The sequence below is a fragment of the Philodulcilactobacillus myokonensis genome, assembly GCF_027923585.1.
In the GTDB taxonomy this organism is placed as follows: domain Bacteria; phylum Bacillota; class Bacilli; order Lactobacillales; family Lactobacillaceae; genus Philodulcilactobacillus; species Philodulcilactobacillus myokonensis.
Genome location: NZ_BRPL01000002.1, coordinates 1,152,523 through 1,169,342 on the forward strand (window position 1 = coordinate 1,152,523; position 16,820 = coordinate 1,169,342).

Here is a 16,820-nt window from a genome sequence, read left to right on the forward strand (position 1 = left end):
GAACGGCAAAGCTTAGTTCATTCCTATGAACATAATTCCGTTCGCTAGGGCTTGTTTTAAGCCATCAATAGATGAATCACCATCTAAACATTATCATTTTACATTGTAACATGCTCAGTGATAATGGATATCTAAAATTTAAAATAATGTTATTTTTTTCTCAACGCAAGATGAAGTGCTTCACTTAAAGTTGATACCCCAACAACATTAATTCCTTCTGGTGCCGTCCACCCTTGTAGATTATTCTTAGGAACAAGCACCCGTTTGAATCCTAACTTATGGGCTTCATCAACCCGTTGTTCAATTCTAGTTACCCTTCTAATTTCACCTGTTAGACCAACTTCACCAACGTAACATTCTGTCGGACTAGTTCCAACATCACGGTAACTAGAGGCGATGCTAATTGCCATTGCTAAATCAATTGCGGGTTCGTTTAATTTCACACCACCGGCTGCCTTTAAATAAGCATCCTGATTTTGAAGCATTAAACCAGCTCTCTTTTCTAATACTGCCATAATCAATGAAACCCGATTACGATCTAAACCAGTAGCAGTTCTTTGTGCATTTCCAAAAATCGATGGTGTAATTAAAGCTTGAATTTCAACTAGAATGGGTCTGGTCCCCTCCATTGAAACCACAATCGAAGATCCGGTTGCATTCTTTAGACGCTCTTCTAAAAAAATTTCTGAAGGATTCTTAACTTCATGTAAACCGGATTCAATCATTTCAAAAACGCCCAGTTCATTAGTAGATCCAAAACGGTTTTTAACCGCCCGCAAGATTCGATAGGAATGATGTAAATCCCCCTCGAAATATAAGACAGTATCAACCATGTGTTCCAGTGTTTTAGGGCCAGCAAGAGTGCCACCCTTTGTAACATGGCCAACTAAAAAGACAGTAATTCCATTGGTCTTTGCAATGTTCATTAAATCAGAAGTAACCCCTCTAACTTGGGAAACTGAACCAATGGATGACTGAATGTCAGGTTCTTGAATCGTTTGAACGGAATCAATGACAACCACATCTGGATTCAATTTTTCAATTGCATTTCGAATTGATTCCATGTCAGTCTCAGGATAAACGTATAGGTCTGAACTGTCAGCAACCCCTAAACGATCAGCACGCATTTTAATTTGGTTAGCACTTTCTTCTCCAGAAACATATAGGACTTTTTTATGATGATGGCTCAATTGACCTGAAATTTGCATTAACAATGTTGATTTTCCAATTCCAGGATCTCCACCAATTAAAATTAATGAAGCCGGAACGATGCCACCACCTAAAACCCGGTTAAATTCTTCAGAATCGGTTTTAAACCGTGGTTCCTTATGGGTATCAACCTTACTAATTAATTCAGGTTCCGTTTTAACCCCTCTAAAATTAACCCGACTACTTCGGTTATCATGAGTTTTAGGGGAACTTTGGACGCTTTGTTCAATTAAAGTATTCCACTTGCCACAATTAGGACAACGGCCTAAATACTTAGGAGAAATATAACCACAATTTTGGCAAACATACTGAGTTTTGGCTTTTGCCAATTTTTAACCCCTCCTTTTAATTTTTACTATTTACCAGATGATCCAAATCCACCACTTCGTTTTTTGCCAGAATTTAAATCATCATCAGTTATTAAATAGGGCATAAAGATTCCCTGGGCTAATCGATCACCTTTTTTAACATGGTAATCAGAAATGCCAACATTTAAAATTTGAATCAATAACTCGCCTTCATTACTATCATTATTATAATAATCAGCATCTACAACGCCAATTCCGTTTGGTAAAATCAAGCTTCTCTTCAATGGACTACTAGAACGGTTAGCAATGATTAATACTTCGTTTGGTTGCATATATGCCTTAACCCCCGTCGGAATTAAAAATGGCTTTAATATTTTTTTAGCTTGATTAGCTTTTTCGTAAGACACACTTTTTTCGTGTTTAATTGCCCAAAGAACTTTTAAAAAGTTAACTTTCCAAATTGATGGAATTGTAAAATCAACCGCACTATGAAGATCATAACCTGCTGAGTGTTCAGTTGATCGATTGGGTAATTGAATTTGATCATCCCTATATTTTGAAACAATTTGAAATCCACGTTTTTTCATTATTACACATCCTAAATTTTTATTATGATACTATAATTATATATTACGATAAGCAAAAGTACGAATATTAATTTATCATAGACGTAAAGTAAATTAAATTGTATGATTGATTGGTTAGATTAATTATTGATATTATAATGTTAAGTGAATGATTGATATTAAAATTATTTTAAATGACATGATGATTTAAATCCAAACTGCTGAATTGTGATTCGATTCATGAATTTTAGAGGGGAACAGATAATGAATCAAGATGCATTGAAGAAAATGGTTGGCCAAGAAGCTGTCAAGTATATTCATGATGGGATGGTCGTTGGTTTAGGTACCGGTTCAACCGTTAAATATTTAGTTGAAGCATTGGGTAAAAAAGTTAAAAAAGATAAAATACATATTGTTGGTGTACCCACATCACACAGAACGGCCGAACGTGCCCGGCGATTAGGAATCAAAATTAAAAACATTAATGACGTTGATCATATTGATTTAACCATCGATGGTGCCGATCAAATCGATCGTAATTTTCAAGGAATTAAAGGCGGTGGAATTGCCCATTTAATTGAAAAGATTGTTGCAATTAATTCTAAGAAGAACATTTGGATCGTTGACGAAAGCAAAATGACTAAATATTTAGGATCGTTTCCGCTTCCATTAGAAGTAATTCCATATGGCAGCACCCAATTATTTCGACGTTTAGCTAAAATGGATTTCCACCCTACTTTTAGAATGAATGGAGACCAACATGTTCTAACCCATTCTAATAACTACATCATTGATTTACATTTAGGTAAAATTAAACATCCGCATAAATTATCTAGAAAGTTAGATGATATGACCGGAATTGTAGAACATGGATTATTTTTAGATATTGTCAACATGGTCATCGTTGGTTATGATAATGGGCCTAAAACAATTAAAGCAAGATAATTTATTTTAAACTAATTTAGAATTGATTAATTATCAATTCTTTTTTTTATTTCTAATTATGTTGTACAATATTTCATTAATGGTTGTTTTAATAACATCATGAATTAATTAAAGGAGTGTTTTTATGACGAAAGATATCAGTATGGACCAATTGAAAAAGTTCCAAAACGATTATGAAAATCGCAAGGATTCAAGTGTCCTAGAACGTGCCGTTTCACATAATGGCATCCTAGAAACTAGTGCTGATTACAAATCAGATGCTAATATGGATCCAGTTTTTTCAATTGAATTAGATACCGGTGACGTTTCTAATCAAAAAAGAAGCGGTAGATGCTGGTTGTTTGCAGCATTAAATACAATGAGACATCACATGGCTAATACTTTAAACTTAAAAGGTAATTGGGAATTATCACAAAATTACGTTACCTTCTGGGATAAGTTAGAAAAATCTAACTACTTCTTAGAAAATGTATTAAAGACTGCTAACAAGCCAACCGACTCAAGAAAAGTTTCTTGGTTAATGAATTCTCCACAAGGAGACGGTGGTCAATGGGATATGCTCTGTGCCTTAATTGAAAAGTATGGAATCGTTCCTAAGTCTGTTATGCCAGAAACTCACAGTAGTAACAATTCAGCCGGATTAGACAATGCATTAAATCTTAAATTAAGACATAGTGCCAGCGTCTTAAGACAATTAGTTGCTAAGAAAGCTACTAGTGACAAAATTTCTAAGACTAAAACCAAAATGCTTAATGACATTTATAGAATGTTAGCATATTCATTCGGCAAGCCAGTTCAAAAATTCAACTTTGAATACCGTGATAAGGATGGCAATTACCATATTGATCAAGGTATTACCCCAAAGGAATTCTTTAAGAAATACGTTAACGTTAATTTAGAAGATTACGTTTCATTAATCAATTCACCGACTGAAGACAAGCCATTTAATAAAACATATACAATCGATATGTTAGGAAATGTAGCTGGTGGACGTCAAATCAAACATTTGAATCTAACAATGGATCAATTCCAAGAATTAACCATTAAACAATTAAAGAATGGTGAAAGCGTTTGGTTTGGTAGTGATGTTGCCCAAAGTTCCGACAGGCAAAAAGGAATTATGGATACTAAGCAATATGACCGTAGTGCACTATTTGACACTGATTTAAGCATGAGTAAAGCTGAACGTTTAAATTACAAAGAAAGTGCAATGGATCATGCCATGGTAATCACTGGTGTTGACATTGTCGATGGCCAACCAACTAAATGGAAAGTTGAAAATAGTTGGGGTAAGAAAGTTGGTAATAAGGGATACTTTGTTATGAGCAATGATTGGTTCAGAACATTTGTATACCAAGTTGTTATCAATAAGAAATACATGTCAGACAATTTGAAGAAACTCCAAGCTCAAAAGCCAATCGTTTTAAAGCCTTGGGATCCAATGGGTACGTTAGCTTAATTTTAAAATCATAATTAAAATAGACATCGGTTAACAAATAAATTAATCGATGCCTATTTTTTACTTAATAAATTTTTTATTAATAACATTTAAATGATCATCAAATTCATACTCAATTGGAATTCCATTGGGGACTTCAACATTATCGATTTGATCATCAGGAATTTGATCCAAATATTTAATCAATGCCCTTAATGTACTGCCATGGGCAACAACTAATTGATTATGGTGATCTAATAAACGTGGTGCAATGCTGTCAACCCAATAAGGCATCAAACGATGGTAAGCCATTTCAAGACTCTCTCCCAATGGTTCGATGACGCCCAATTTAGTATATCTTGGATCATGATCATGATGTTTTAAAAGTGGTGGAACCGTTTTAAAGCTTCTACGCCAAAGTTTGAATTGGTGATCCCCTACTTTTTTCCTAACAACCTGCTTATTCTTACCCCTCAGTGCACCATAATGACGTTCATTTAAACGCCATGATTTATGTTCAGGAATATATGATTGATTAATTTCATCTAAAACGATATTAGCAGTATCAATCGAACGAACTAAAAATGAGGTATGGACATCAGAAAATTGAATCCCAGTTCGATTCAATTTTTGACCGGCTAAGTGAGCCTGTTGAACTCCCTTAGAAGTTAATGGAACATCTGACCAACCAGTGAATACATGATCTCGATTCGCCTGACTTTCGCCGTGACGCATGATAGTCAAAATTGACATGTTAAATCATCCCTTTGCTTCGTTAGAATTAAAAAATATAATAATTTTTAATAATTAGCCATAGTTGTATTTTAATATTAATTCAAATAAGTTAAAATGGAAACATTGACAATATTAAACACCATCTATCATAACTCAATTTGTAATCCTTACATTCATATTTGTTTATTGTTTGTTTTTAATCATAAAATTTTATATGATTAGATATAATTACATAGTATGTCATGTTTGTTACAATTTTAAAATTAATATTGTCATTGATTAAAAACTATTCTACAATTTTTAAAAAGAGATTTAAATAAACGGAGATATGTAAATGCAATCAAATAATCAACAAAAATTACCAAAAAGAGAAGATATGAAACCACAATATTCAAAAAAGAAGAAAAAGCATGGCGTTGCGCTAACCATCTTAATCATTCTATTAATTGTCCTTTGTGGTGGATTAGCTAAGGGATACCAAATGTATAAAGAAGGTCAGAAAAGTGCTGGTGAATGGTATCAATCGGGAGATACCCATAAATTAAGGGACGTCTCAAACGTTATCAATCAAGATAAACCATTTTCTGTTTTATTATTAGGAACGGATACTGGTGCCCTAGGCAGAAACGATGTTGGCAGAACCGATACGATGATTTTAGCAACCGTTAATCCAAAGATGGATACCATTAATTTAACAAGTATTCCAAGGGATACTCAAGTATCAGTTCCTGGTGATTCACAGCCGTATGAAAAAATTAACGCTGCTTATACAATTGGTGGTCCCTCATCGGCTGTTCAATCCGTTCAGAATCTATTAAATGTTCCCATTGACTTTTATGCCATCATTAATATGGGTGGTTTAGAAAAAATGGTTAACGCCGTTGGTGGCGTTACCGTTAACCCTAAATTAACCTTTAAGTATGGTAATGCTAACGTTGTTAAGGGCAAAAAACAACTTCTTAATGGCGCTCAAGCACTTGATTATTCAAGAATGCGTCATGAAGATCCGCTTGGTGATTATGGACGACAAGCTAGACAACGTGAAGTTTTGCAAAAGCTTGTTATGAAGGGAATGCAAATTTCATCCCTAACCAGATATCATCAAATTTTACAATCGTTAAATGGCAATATTAAAACTGATATGCAATTCAATGATATGATTTCCATTAGAGCGCGATATGGTGATGCAACTCATCATATTAAATCAGAAACACTTCAAGGACAAGACGCAACTATTAATGGAATTGATTATCAAGTTCCAACTCAAAATGAAATTGATAAAGTTTCTGCTATCGTTAGAAAGAGTCTTGGAATGAATCCACAATCACCTTCAAGTAATTCAAGTAGTGGTAATTCAAGCAGTAGTACTGACAGTAGTAGTAATAGTGGTAGTAATGATAATTCATCTAATAATGAATCATCTTATCAAAATCAAACTAATGATAACAATTCTTATGCCACTTCTAATTCTGGTGGATACTAAATTTAATTTAAACCATTAAATTAAAGGGATACTGATAATTATCAGTATCCCTTTTTTATGTAGAATTTTAAATCAATAAAAAAGAAGCCCTTTAAAAGAGCTTCTAACATGATGCGGCCAAGAAGATTCGAACTTCCACCGAGATAATTCTCGACAGGATCCTTAATCCTGCGCGTCTGCCAATTCCGCCATGGCCGCATTAATTCACAATGTCCATTATAACAAAGTGAATTAATTTTGACAATCAAAATTTAAAATTAAATTTATTCCCCACGAACGGTAGAACCATCACGATCAATTCCGATAATTTTAATGTCACCACGAAGTCGATCGCCACCATTTAGATGATCACGTAATTTACTTAATTCTCTTCTGATTCCTAATGCAAAAATATTTTGGGAAGTATCGCTAACAAATGTTCCATAAATTCCAAAACTATGGGCAACCCGACGAATTAATCGCAAATTTTTATCAACATCCGAAGAATACTTTTTATCGATATGTTTTTCTTCCATCATTAGTGATGCTTTGGGCCACTCATGATTCATAACGGCAGCAATAAATAAATTGGATGTACTTCTTGATGCCACAAAATCCTTAAATGAAACAGTGGTAGGCATTTGAACCGGCTTTCTTTTCTTATGATCAATATATGCTAGCAAAGAAATATTAGGCATTTTAGTTTTAATTGTCATTACTTGTTTGCCATTAAAATATGAAATAACCATATCGCCTAAAATTGCCGGTGCAATATTTTCAGAGCTTCCAGCAATTCTACTTCCAATGTTAATTTGCTGGTCTAGTGACAAATCCATTTTTCCTAAACTGTTAGCGACTTTAATTCCAGCAACAATGGCGGAGGTACTAGTACCTAATCCACAACCAATTGGAATATCTGACATCACAGTTAACTGATGTGGAGCAATTTTAGGATCAATTCTCAAAATTGTTTGAACAATCAAATTACTAGAATCATGCGGAACTTGATCACCTAAAGCATGATTAACACGCCAATGATCAGTTTCTTCTTCAACAATTACAGTACAGTATAATTGGAATGCAATCCCAAAAGAATCGGTTCCAATTCCTAAATCAGATGCTGTTGCTGGAATTCGAATAACGGCTTTTGCCATTCTTATCACTCCTAGTTATTAATTAATTTTAAATGCCCATGACACCGGCTACAAACATACCGTCTAACATTAATTCGACGTTTTCGAATGTAAATTTGGCCACAATTAATGCAGACATACCTTAAATTTCTTCGATTTATTTTAGGCTGCGGGGCATAACGACTTCCCCCAACCACCGATAATAAATGAATAAAATCTGGACTACTATGTTTAGCATTGAATCCACTTAAATGTAAATGATAATGACACAATTCGTGTTTAATAACACCAATTAAAATATGGTAGCCAAAATCATTTAACATTTTAGGATTAATATCAATATTGTGATCATTTAAGTGGTATCTTCCACCCGTTGTCTTTAAGCGATAATTAAAATATGCACGGTGCTTAAAAGGTTTTTGAAAATATTTTAAGGAAATTTTTTCAACAAGTTGTTGTAAATCAAGATTAGACATTTTTAACGCCTCTTTCAATTCATCTTCTTAAAAGAAAATACGTTATAAAATGAATTTATTTTTAAAATAAGGTAGTAAACTTAGATGTTTACTACCCTATTCATCATCCCATCATTATTTTTTGTGCATATTTAACAAAATCAACGATGCTACGATCTTGATCTTTTTCCGACTGATTAAATAATTTTTGATCCACCTTTGAATCATCAAGATTAATACTATCAACCATTTGTTGGCAGGCACTAACATATTTTTGATAATCATCAATCATCATTTTGTGTTTGCCTAATACACGTGCTGGAACCCGCATTGTTTGTAAATGTTTTAAATTTTTCTTATAAACATCGGTTCCATTTTGAAATTCATTTTTGGTTGATTTCAAATCAATTGATTCAAAATTTTGATTACTAATTGCTTTTTTTAAAGGTGTGAAATGCTTTCCCATCTTTGAACCAGTATCATTTGTTGAAGCAATTAAGTTTGAAATATTTCTAGCGTAATCTGCTAATCTAACTACTCTCATATCAGTTCTCCTTTACTTCTACTTCCAAAAAGTAGAATAAATATTAATCGGCATGTGACGTTTGTGTTCTGTCTTTCGATATAGTGATTCAATTTGATTAGCAGCTTTATCAGAAACATCCCTGCCTTCTAAATAATCATCAATATCTTGATAACGAACGCCCAAAGCAACTTCGTCAGGTAAAGCTGGTTTATTGTCCTCTAAATCAGCAGTTGGGGTCTTTTGATAAAGATGTTTAGGAGCATTTAAAACTTCTAACATCTGTTTTCCTTGACGTTTATCTAATCGCCAAATTGGTGTAATGTCTGAAGCTCCATCACCATATTTAGTATAGAAACCGGCAACTGCTTCAGCAGCATGATCAGTCCCCACGACAACGCCTGAATTAGAACCAGCAATTGCATATTGCGCAATCATTCGTTCGCGGGCTTTGATATTTCCCTTATTAAAGTCCGAAATTTTAATGCCATTATTTTCAATCGATTTTACCATCTGATCAGTTGACGATTTAATATTAACGCGAACGACCTGATCAGCTTTCATAAAACGAATTGCTTCCATTGCGTCTGATTCATCAGCTTGTTCGCCATAAGGCAATCTAACGGCAATAAATTGATAATTTTTGTTAGTTTCTTTTCTTAATTCAGAAACGGCTCGCTCGCATAGAATTCCAGTTAAAGTGGAATCCTGTCCACCAGAAATTCCTAAAACTAATGATTGAAAGAAAGGATAATGTTTTAAATATGATTTTAAGAAATTAACACTGTTCCTAATTTCTGTTTTTGGATCAATCTCAGGTTTAACTTTTAAAGTATTAATGATTTGTTTTTGTAATTGACGCATGTTTAGTTCACCCCACACTCGTTCTTGTATTGACTTCAATTTACCAAACTGTAAAATGAAGATTGTTTGGATTTTAATTACTACGTTTTAATTTTATCATTAATTGAAACAATTGTTATGAAAAATGAAGGGAAAATTATGAAAGAAGAATTTAAAACAACTGACATTTTAGGATTTCCATTTGTAAATACCACTTTTAGTAGTTTTATGAATCAAATTAAATCTAGAATTGAACAAAGAAAAAATACTTTTATTATCACAGCTAATCCTGAAATTGTTGTATTTGCAAAGAAGCATCCTAAATATCAAAATATTATTAAATCATCGAATTATATCACACCGGATGGCGTTGGCATCATTAAAGCATCACATATTCTTAATGATGATATTCCAGGTCGCATTTCTGGATTTGATATTTTTCTAAATTTATTAAAATGGGGTAATGCAAATCATAAATCAGCATATTTTTTAGGTGCAAAACCAAATGTAATCAATGATCTAAAAACAACTCTTAATCATAATTACCCGCATTTAAAAATTTCTGGTATTCATGATGGATATTTTAATTATGATGAACAGATTGTTAAAGATATTCAAAAAACTCAACCAGACATGATTTTTATTGCACTCGGATACCCTAAACAGGATTTATTTATTAATAAGTATCGTTCAATTAGTAATGGTTTATGGATCGGATTAGGTGGAAGCTTTGATGTTTTATCAGGAAATACTAAGCGCGCACCTCAATTTTGGATTAATCATCACATAGAATGGTTTTACAGACTATTAAAGGAACCAAGTCGATTGCCAAGAATGATGGCGCTTCCTTATTTCTTATATTTAATTTATCAACAAAAAGAAAAGCAGCGAAAATAAATTTCGTTGCTTTTTATTTTTCCAAATAAAATTCAAATCTTTTTCCAACATATTGGGAACGAACATATTCAAATGGTGTTCCATCTTTTAAGGCAGTGGTTTGCCTTAAATATAAAATTGCATCACCTTTTTTTATTTTTAAATAGTCAGCAATTCGTTCCGAAGCTAAAGTTGCCGAAAACATTTGACGTGCTTTTCCCGGAATTAAATGTTTTTTTTCTTTTAAAACACGGTAAAGTGATCCGGAAACGTCATCTTTACTTAAACCAGAAACAAAATGACTAGGAATTGTTGCAACTTCAAAACAAATTGGCACGTCATTACCATATCTAATTCTTTCCATTCTGAGCACGCGGTTATTTTGTTTAATATGAAGTTTCTCCATCTCACTAAGTGAAGGTGCAACGGTATAGTATGAAATGGTCTTACTTGAAGGAATTTTTTGCTGTTCCAGCATAATATCAGTGAAACTAGTAATCCCAGACATTTGCTCCTGCACTTTTCTGTGAGCAACAAAAGTTCCAGAACCAATATGATGATCTAAAATTCCTTCATCAACAAGCGTATGAATTGCTTGTCTTAAAGTCATCCGACTTACGTGATATTGGATAGCTAGCTCTCGCTCAGGCGGAATTTGACTACCAATTTGCCATTGGTTATTTTCAACTTTTCTTCTTATATCATTATGAATTCTAATATAAATTGGCAGTGACAAGTTAAACTTTCTCCCCTATTATTAATTCACTTTTTAACATTATAACAAATAAAAAGACTGATTAACTTAAAAAGTTAATCAGTCTAAGTAATTGGACTAGCTGGGTTCGAACCAGCGCATCTCGGGATCAAAACCCGATGCCTTACCACTTGGCTATAGTCCAATAATTAAAATGGAGGAGAATGGATTTGAACCATCGAACCCGAAGGAGCGGATTTACGGTCCGCCGCGTTTAGCCAGACTTCGCTACTCCTCCAAAAAACATGTAACGAATCAACAATTAATATAATACCTAAAATTCAATAAACTGTCAACCGTTTTTTTTAATTTTTTAATTATTTTTTTTAACAACGATTGGTAATAAAATACCAACAGCAATTACTATTATACCAATCCATGCAAAATATGCAACCTCATTTACAGAATAAAGTTTAATAATTTGAGAATTAATCGCCTGTCCAGCTGCATCTGCTAGAAACCATAAGGCTAGCATTTGAGATTTGTAAGCCTTCGGGGACAATTCCGTTGTAATTGATAATCCAATTGGTGAAATTAACATTTCACCAATTTCAATAATTGCCCAACTTCCAATTAACCAGAAAGGACTAATTTTAGAACTTAGGCCAAACAATAGTAACGGGATTACCATCCATAAGAATGACAATCCTGTAAAAATCATTCCATATGAGAACATATGAGCTGCATTAGCTTTCCTTTTATTTTGATTCATTTTATTCCACACCATAATAAAAAATGGAGTGTATAATATGAAAAATAATGGATTTAATGATTGGTAAACAGATGCAGGTAACGTAAATCCTAAAATATGATTATCAGTTTGATTTTGAGCAAATAATGCTAGAATAACTGATCCCTGTTCTTCGATTCCCCAAAAAATTACAGCAACAATAAAGAATGGAATATATTTTAGGAGATTTCTGTGTTCTTGTTTTGAAATTTTGTTACTTAATAGCATTACAATAAAATAAATAATTGGCACAGCAATCACAAAAATACTAGATAGTGTAATTAAATTTTTAATATTTAATTCATTCATTACTATCATTAAAGAAATAATTAAAACAAATCCGATTAAAAATAAAATTGTTTTAAAAATGATCTTTTTTACATCTTGAGGTTCAATTGGATTAGTTGGATATAAATTATCACCATTAAAATTGTTTTTATTACTAAAATAATATTGGATTAACCCGATTAACATAGCAATAGCAGATAGTAAGAAGCCAAAGTGAAAATTAATTCGCATTCCTAATCCACCGACAATAATTGGAGCAAAAAAGGCCCCAACGTTAGTACTAAAAACAAAAATTGTAAAGCCGATTTCCCTTTGAAAACCACTGCTATCATATAAATTACCAACAATATTGGTAATATTAGGTCCAAATAAACCCGTCCCCATAATTATTAATACCATCGATAAAAAAAGGGTTTTAACGCCAAGGGGAAATGATAATAACAAATTCCCAAATAGTATTAAAATAGCTCCATAAAATACTGATTTTTGACTTCCAAGCATCCGATCACTAACATACCCACCAATAATATATGATAAATAAACTAACGATCCATAAATTGACATAATAGATGCAGCTGTTCCCTGTGAAAATCCTAAACCACCCTTAGCCAATGAATAATACATATAAAATAAAATAATAGCTCGCATGCCATAATAACTAAAACGACTCCACATTTCAGTGTATGATAATGTCGATAACCCTTTTGGTTGACCTAAAAAAGCATTTTTTAAATGACCAAAATATCTTCCCAAGAAAATTCCTCCATTTGTTTTTATCTAATAATTCACTCATCATCTTTTAATATATTAAAGTACTAATATTGTATATCTAATCGAAAATCTTCGCAATAAAAAAAGGATTAGAATATTATCAATTCTAATCCGAAACTAGTGCCGGCTACAGGATTTGAACCTGTGACCCTCGGTTTACGATGCCGATGCTCTGCCAACTGAGCTAAGCCGGCATTTAATTATAAAATAAGCGGAAGACGAGATTCGAACTCGCGACCCCCACCATGGCAAGGTGATGTTCTACCACTGAACTACTTCCGCAAAATTAATACAATAATAGAGTGCTAACAAACGCTAGCACTCTAATTAAATAACTCCGGCAGTCAGACTCGAACTGACGACAACCTGATTAACAGTCAGGTGCTCTACCAACTGAGCTATGCCGGAATAAAATCGCGTGGCAACGTCCTATCTTCGCAAGGGGCGATCCCCCAACTATTTTTGGCGTTTAGAAGCTTAACTGCTGTGTTCGGCATGGTTACAGGTGTATCCTTCTAGCTATCGCCACCACACTATTTAATTGTTCAGAGAACTTCGTTCTCTCAAAACTAGCTAATATTAATTCCTAACTTCAACCGTTCCACCTTTTGTGGTTAAGTCCTCGATCGATTAGTACTAGTCCGCTTCATGCATCACTGCACTGCCACTTCTAGCCTATCTACCTGATCATCTTTCAGGGATCTTACTTTCCGAAGAAATGGGAAATCTCATCTTGAGGTAAGTTTCACACTTAGATGCTTTCAGCGTTTATCTTATCCATACATAGCTACTCAGCAGTGCGCCTGGCGGCACAACTGATACACCAGCGGTATGTCCATCCCGGTCCTCTCGTACTAAGGATAGATCCTCTCAAATTTCCTGTGCCCGCGACGGATAGGGACCGAACTGTCTCACGACGTTCTAAACCCAGCTCGCGTACCGCTTTAATGGGCGAACAGCCCAACCCTTGGGACCAACTACAGCCCCAGGATGCGATGAGCCGACATCGAGGTGCCAAACCTCCCCGTCGATATGAACTCTTGGGGGAGATAAGCCTGTTATCCCCAGGGTAGCTTTTATCCGTTGAGCGATGGCCCTTCCATATGGAACCACCGGATCACTAAGTCCGACTTTTGTCCCTGTTCGACTTGTATGTCTCACAGTCAAGCTCCCTTATGCCTTTACACTCAATGAATGATTTCCAACCATTCTGAGGGAACCTTTGAGCGCCTCCGTTACAATTTAGGAGGCGACCGCCCCAGTCAAACTGCCAACCTGACACTGTCTCCCGCCACGATTAGTGGCGCGGGTTAGAGTGTCCACACAACAAGGGTAGTATCCCAACAACGCCTCCACCGAAACTAACGTTCCGGTTTCTACGGCTCCTACCTATCCTGTACAAGTCATGTCAACACCCAATATCAAGCTACAGTAAAGCTCCATGGGGTCTTTCCGTCCTGTCGCGGGTAACCTGCTTCTTCACAGGTATCTCAATTTCACCGAGTCCCTCGTTGAGACAGCGCTCAGATCGTTACACCTTTCGTGCGGGTCGGAACTTACCCGACAAGGAATTTCGCTACCTTAGGACCGTTATAGTTACGGCCGCCGTTTACTGGGGCTTCATTTCTGAGCTTCGCCGAAGCTAACTCATCCATTTAACCTTCCAGCACCGGGCAGGTGTCAGCCCTTATACTTCATCTTACGATTTTGCAAAAACCTGTGTTTTTAATAAACAGTCGCCTGAGCCTTTTCACTGCGGCTGCACTTGCGTGCAGCACCCCTTCTCCCGAAGTTACGGGGTCATTTTGCCGAGTTCCTTAACGAGGGTTCACTCGCTCACCTTAGGATACTCTCCTCGACTACCTGTGTCGGTTTGTGGTACGGGTAATTAGTTGCTCACTAGAAACTTTTCTCGATAGTGTGACGTCAGTTACTTCCTTACTAAACTTCAGTCCTCATCACTGCTTGTCAACCCGGTCATAAGCATTTGACTCATGACCTGACTTACAGTTTGAACATGCACATCCAACGGCATGCATAACTTAGCCTCCTATGTCCTTCCATCGTTCAAGCACAACTAACTAGTACAGGAATCTCAACCTGTTATCCATCGCCTACGCCTTTCGGCCTGGGCTTAGGTCCCGACTAACCCTGGGAGGACGAGCCTTCCCCAGGAAACCTTAGTCATTCGGTGAACCAGATTCTCACTGGTTTTTCGCTACTCATACCGGCATTCTCACTTCTAAGCGCTCCACAAGTTCTTACGATCCTGCTTCAATGCCCTTAGAACGCTCTCCTATCACGTGACGAAGTCACGTCCACAATCTCGGTAACATGCTTAGCCCCGGTAAATTTTCGGCGCAAAATCACTCGACTAGTGAGCTATTACGCACTCTTTAAATGATGGCTGCTTCTGAGCCAACATCCTAGTTGTCTATGCAACTCCACTTCCTTTTCCACTTAGCATGTATTTAGGGACCTTAATTGGTGGTCTGGGCTGTTTCCCTTTCGACGGTGGATCTTATCACTCATCGTCTGACTCCTGGATATAAATCAATGGGCTTCGGAGTTTATCTAAACTTAGTAACTCAAGATGAGCCCCTCGTCTAAACAGTCGCTCTACCTCCATGATTCTCAACTCCAAGGCTAACCCTAAAGCTATTTCGGAGAGAACCAGCTATCTCCAAGTTCGTTTGGAATTTCACCGCTACCCACATCTCATCTTAGCACTTTTCAACGTACACAAGTTCGGACCTCCGGTGCGTTTTACCGCACTTTCATCCTGGACATGGGTAGATCACCTGGTTTCGGGTCTATCATTACATACTGAAACGCCCGTTTCAGACTCGCTTTCGCTGCGGCTCCGACTTATCATCTTAACCTTGCATGTAATCATAACTCGCCGGTTCATTCTGCAAGAGGCACGCTATCACCCGTTAACGGGCTCTAACTGCTTGTAGGCACATGGTTTCAAGAACTATTTCACTCCCCTTCCGGGGTGCTTTTCACCTTTCCCTCACGGTACTGGTTCACTATCGGTCACTAGTTAGTATTTAGCCTTGGGAGATGGTCCTCCCGGATTCCGACGATGTTTCACGTGTATCGCCGTACTCAGGATCCTGAACTGAGAGATTTTAATTTCACTTACGGGGCTGTCACCCACTTTGGCAAACCTTTCCAGGTTTTTCAGTTATTAAAATCTTTGGTAACTCAAATGTTCAGTCCTACAACCCCAACGAGCAAGCTCGTTGGTTTGGGCTGTTCCCCGTTCGCTCGCCGCTACTAAGGGAATCGAAATTTCTTTATTTTCCTGCGGGTACTGAGATGTTTCAGTTCCCCACGTTTACCTTTGATTAAACTAAGTTTAATCAATAATAACTCGTTAAAGCTATTGAGTTTCCTCATTCGGAAATCTCCGGATCAAAGCTTACGTACAGCTCTCCGAAGCATATCGCTGTTAGTCACGTCCTTCATCGGCTTCTAGTGCCAAGGCATCCACCATGCGCCCTTCATAACTTAACCTAATTGCCACTACGTGGCACTTTTGGTTAATTGAGTAATTACGAAAATATATTTATTGAACTCAAAATAACACGGTGTTCTCGGTTGAAATTGAATAATTATATAAATTATCAATTCAATAGAAATTAATATTATCTAGTTTTCAAAGAACAAAGTATGACAATGAAATGTCAATGGAGAATAACGGGTTCGAACCGTTGACCTCCTGCTTGCAAAGCAGGTGCTCTCCCAACTGAGCTAATTCCCCAATATTACGGTCAGA

At 35.9% G+C, this 16,820-nt stretch carries 13 protein-coding genes, 7 tRNA genes and 2 rRNA genes; 4 read left to right on the top strand and 18 right to left on the bottom strand.

All coding sequences use genetic code 11. The annotated features are described in order from the left end of the window. Positions 1 to 149: 149 nt before the first annotated feature. Together radA and WR164_RS06080 are read right to left on the bottom strand one after the other, a co-directional pair. A complete protein-coding gene (radA, locus tag WR164_RS06075) occupies positions 150 to 1,538 on the bottom strand; it encodes a DNA repair protein RadA (protein WP_286136642.1) in 1,389 nt (462 codons plus the stop codon). Positions 1,539 to 1,564: 26 nt separating this feature from the next. Next, complete coding sequence (locus WR164_RS06080) at positions 1,565 to 2,104, bottom strand: dCTP deaminase/dUTPase family protein (protein ID WP_286136643.1); 540 nt, start codon at positions 2,102 to 2,104, stop codon at positions 1,565 to 1,567. A 243-nt stretch (positions 2,105 to 2,347) separates the two neighbouring features. Here WR164_RS06080 and rpiA point away from each other — a divergent pair, with 243 nt between their 5' ends. Both rpiA and WR164_RS06090 read left to right on the top strand, forming a co-directional pair. Then, a complete protein-coding gene (gene rpiA / locus WR164_RS06085; protein ID WP_286136644.1) occupies positions 2,348 to 3,028 on the top strand; it encodes a ribose-5-phosphate isomerase RpiA in 681 nt (226 codons plus the stop codon). A gap of 124 nt (positions 3,029 to 3,152) precedes the next feature. Then, on the top strand, positions 3,153 to 4,487 hold the full coding sequence (locus WR164_RS06090) for a C1 family peptidase (RefSeq protein ID WP_286136645.1): 1,335 nt from the start codon (positions 3,153 to 3,155) through the stop codon (positions 4,485 to 4,487). 60 nt (positions 4,488 to 4,547) lie between these two features. Here the strand turns inward: WR164_RS06090 and WR164_RS06095 are convergent, their stop codons facing one another. Continuing rightward, positions 4,548 to 5,219: a 2,3-bisphosphoglycerate-dependent phosphoglycerate mutase gene (locus WR164_RS06095; protein ID WP_286136646.1), complete on the bottom strand. Its 672-nt coding sequence runs from the start codon at positions 5,217 to 5,219 to the stop codon at positions 4,548 to 4,550. Positions 5,220 to 5,535: 316 nt separating this feature from the next. Here WR164_RS06095 and WR164_RS06100 point away from each other — a divergent pair, with 316 nt between their 5' ends. Further along, positions 5,536 to 6,684 (top strand): LCP family protein, encoded by a 1,149-nt coding sequence (locus WR164_RS06100; protein WP_286136647.1) that lies wholly within the window; start codon positions 5,536 to 5,538, stop codon positions 6,682 to 6,684. Positions 6,685 to 6,796: 112 nt separating this feature from the next. On the opposite strand, the gene WR164_RS06105 is transcribed toward WR164_RS06100, so the two are convergent. The 5 genes from WR164_RS06105 to nadE all read right to left on the bottom strand — a co-directional run bounded on the left by WR164_RS06105 (position 6,797) and on the right by nadE (position 9,638). Beyond that, positions 6,797 to 6,882: transfer RNA gene (locus WR164_RS06105), tRNA-Leu, on the bottom strand. A gap of 65 nt (positions 6,883 to 6,947) precedes the next feature. Continuing rightward, positions 6,948 to 7,817 carry a GHMP family kinase ATP-binding protein gene (locus tag WR164_RS06110; protein ID WP_286136648.1) on the bottom strand — a complete coding sequence of 290 codons (870 nt, stop codon included), beginning with the start codon at positions 7,815 to 7,817 and terminating at the stop codon, positions 6,948 to 6,950. 11 nt (positions 7,818 to 7,828) lie between these two features. Next, positions 7,829 to 8,272, bottom strand: coding sequence for a SprT family protein (locus WR164_RS06115; RefSeq protein WP_286136649.1), 444 nt, complete (start codon positions 8,270 to 8,272; stop codon positions 7,829 to 7,831). 103 nt (positions 8,273 to 8,375) lie between these two features. Further along, positions 8,376 to 8,795, bottom strand: a complete 420-nt coding sequence (locus tag WR164_RS06120; RefSeq protein WP_286136650.1) for a hypothetical protein — start codon at positions 8,793 to 8,795, stop codon at positions 8,376 to 8,378. A gap of 18 nt (positions 8,796 to 8,813) precedes the next feature. Continuing rightward, positions 8,814 to 9,638 carry an NAD(+) synthase gene (gene nadE, locus WR164_RS06125; RefSeq protein WP_286136651.1) on the bottom strand — a complete coding sequence of 275 codons (825 nt, stop codon included), beginning with the start codon at positions 9,636 to 9,638 and terminating at the stop codon, positions 8,814 to 8,816. A 138-nt stretch (positions 9,639 to 9,776) separates the two neighbouring features. Here nadE and WR164_RS06130 point away from each other — a divergent pair, with 138 nt between their 5' ends. Further along, positions 9,777 to 10,514 carry a WecB/TagA/CpsF family glycosyltransferase gene (locus tag WR164_RS06130; protein ID WP_286136652.1) on the top strand — a complete coding sequence of 246 codons (738 nt, stop codon included), beginning with the start codon at positions 9,777 to 9,779 and terminating at the stop codon, positions 10,512 to 10,514. A gap of 13 nt (positions 10,515 to 10,527) precedes the next feature. Here WR164_RS06130 and WR164_RS06135 read toward each other — a convergent pair whose 3' ends face one another. From WR164_RS06135 to WR164_RS06180, 10 genes are all read right to left on the bottom strand, one after another. Continuing rightward, complete coding sequence (locus WR164_RS06135) at positions 10,528 to 11,229, bottom strand: GntR family transcriptional regulator (RefSeq protein ID WP_286136653.1); 702 nt, start codon at positions 11,227 to 11,229, stop codon at positions 10,528 to 10,530. A 91-nt stretch (positions 11,230 to 11,320) separates the two neighbouring features. After that, positions 11,321 to 11,392 (bottom strand) — tRNA-Gln (locus WR164_RS06140). A gap of 10 nt (positions 11,393 to 11,402) precedes the next feature. Beyond that, positions 11,403 to 11,485: transfer RNA gene (locus WR164_RS06145), tRNA-Tyr, on the bottom strand. A 75-nt stretch (positions 11,486 to 11,560) separates the two neighbouring features. Continuing rightward, positions 11,561 to 13,018: a peptide MFS transporter gene (locus tag WR164_RS06150; protein ID WP_286136654.1), complete on the bottom strand. Its 1,458-nt coding sequence runs from the start codon at positions 13,016 to 13,018 to the stop codon at positions 11,561 to 11,563. 139 nt (positions 13,019 to 13,157) lie between these two features. Further along, positions 13,158 to 13,230, bottom strand: a tRNA-Thr gene (locus WR164_RS06155). A gap of 16 nt (positions 13,231 to 13,246) precedes the next feature. After that, positions 13,247 to 13,318 (bottom strand) — tRNA-Gly (locus WR164_RS06160). A 53-nt stretch (positions 13,319 to 13,371) separates the two neighbouring features. Continuing rightward, a tRNA-Asn gene (locus WR164_RS06165) sits at positions 13,372 to 13,444 on the bottom strand. A gap of 8 nt (positions 13,445 to 13,452) precedes the next feature. Next, a 5S ribosomal RNA gene (rrf, locus tag WR164_RS06170) occupies positions 13,453 to 13,569 on the bottom strand. A gap of 77 nt (positions 13,570 to 13,646) precedes the next feature. Then, positions 13,647 to 16,558: ribosomal RNA gene (locus WR164_RS06175) — 23S ribosomal RNA — on the bottom strand. 174 nt (positions 16,559 to 16,732) lie between these two features. After that, positions 16,733 to 16,805: transfer RNA gene (locus WR164_RS06180), tRNA-Ala, on the bottom strand. Positions 16,806 to 16,820: the final 15 nt, after the last annotated feature.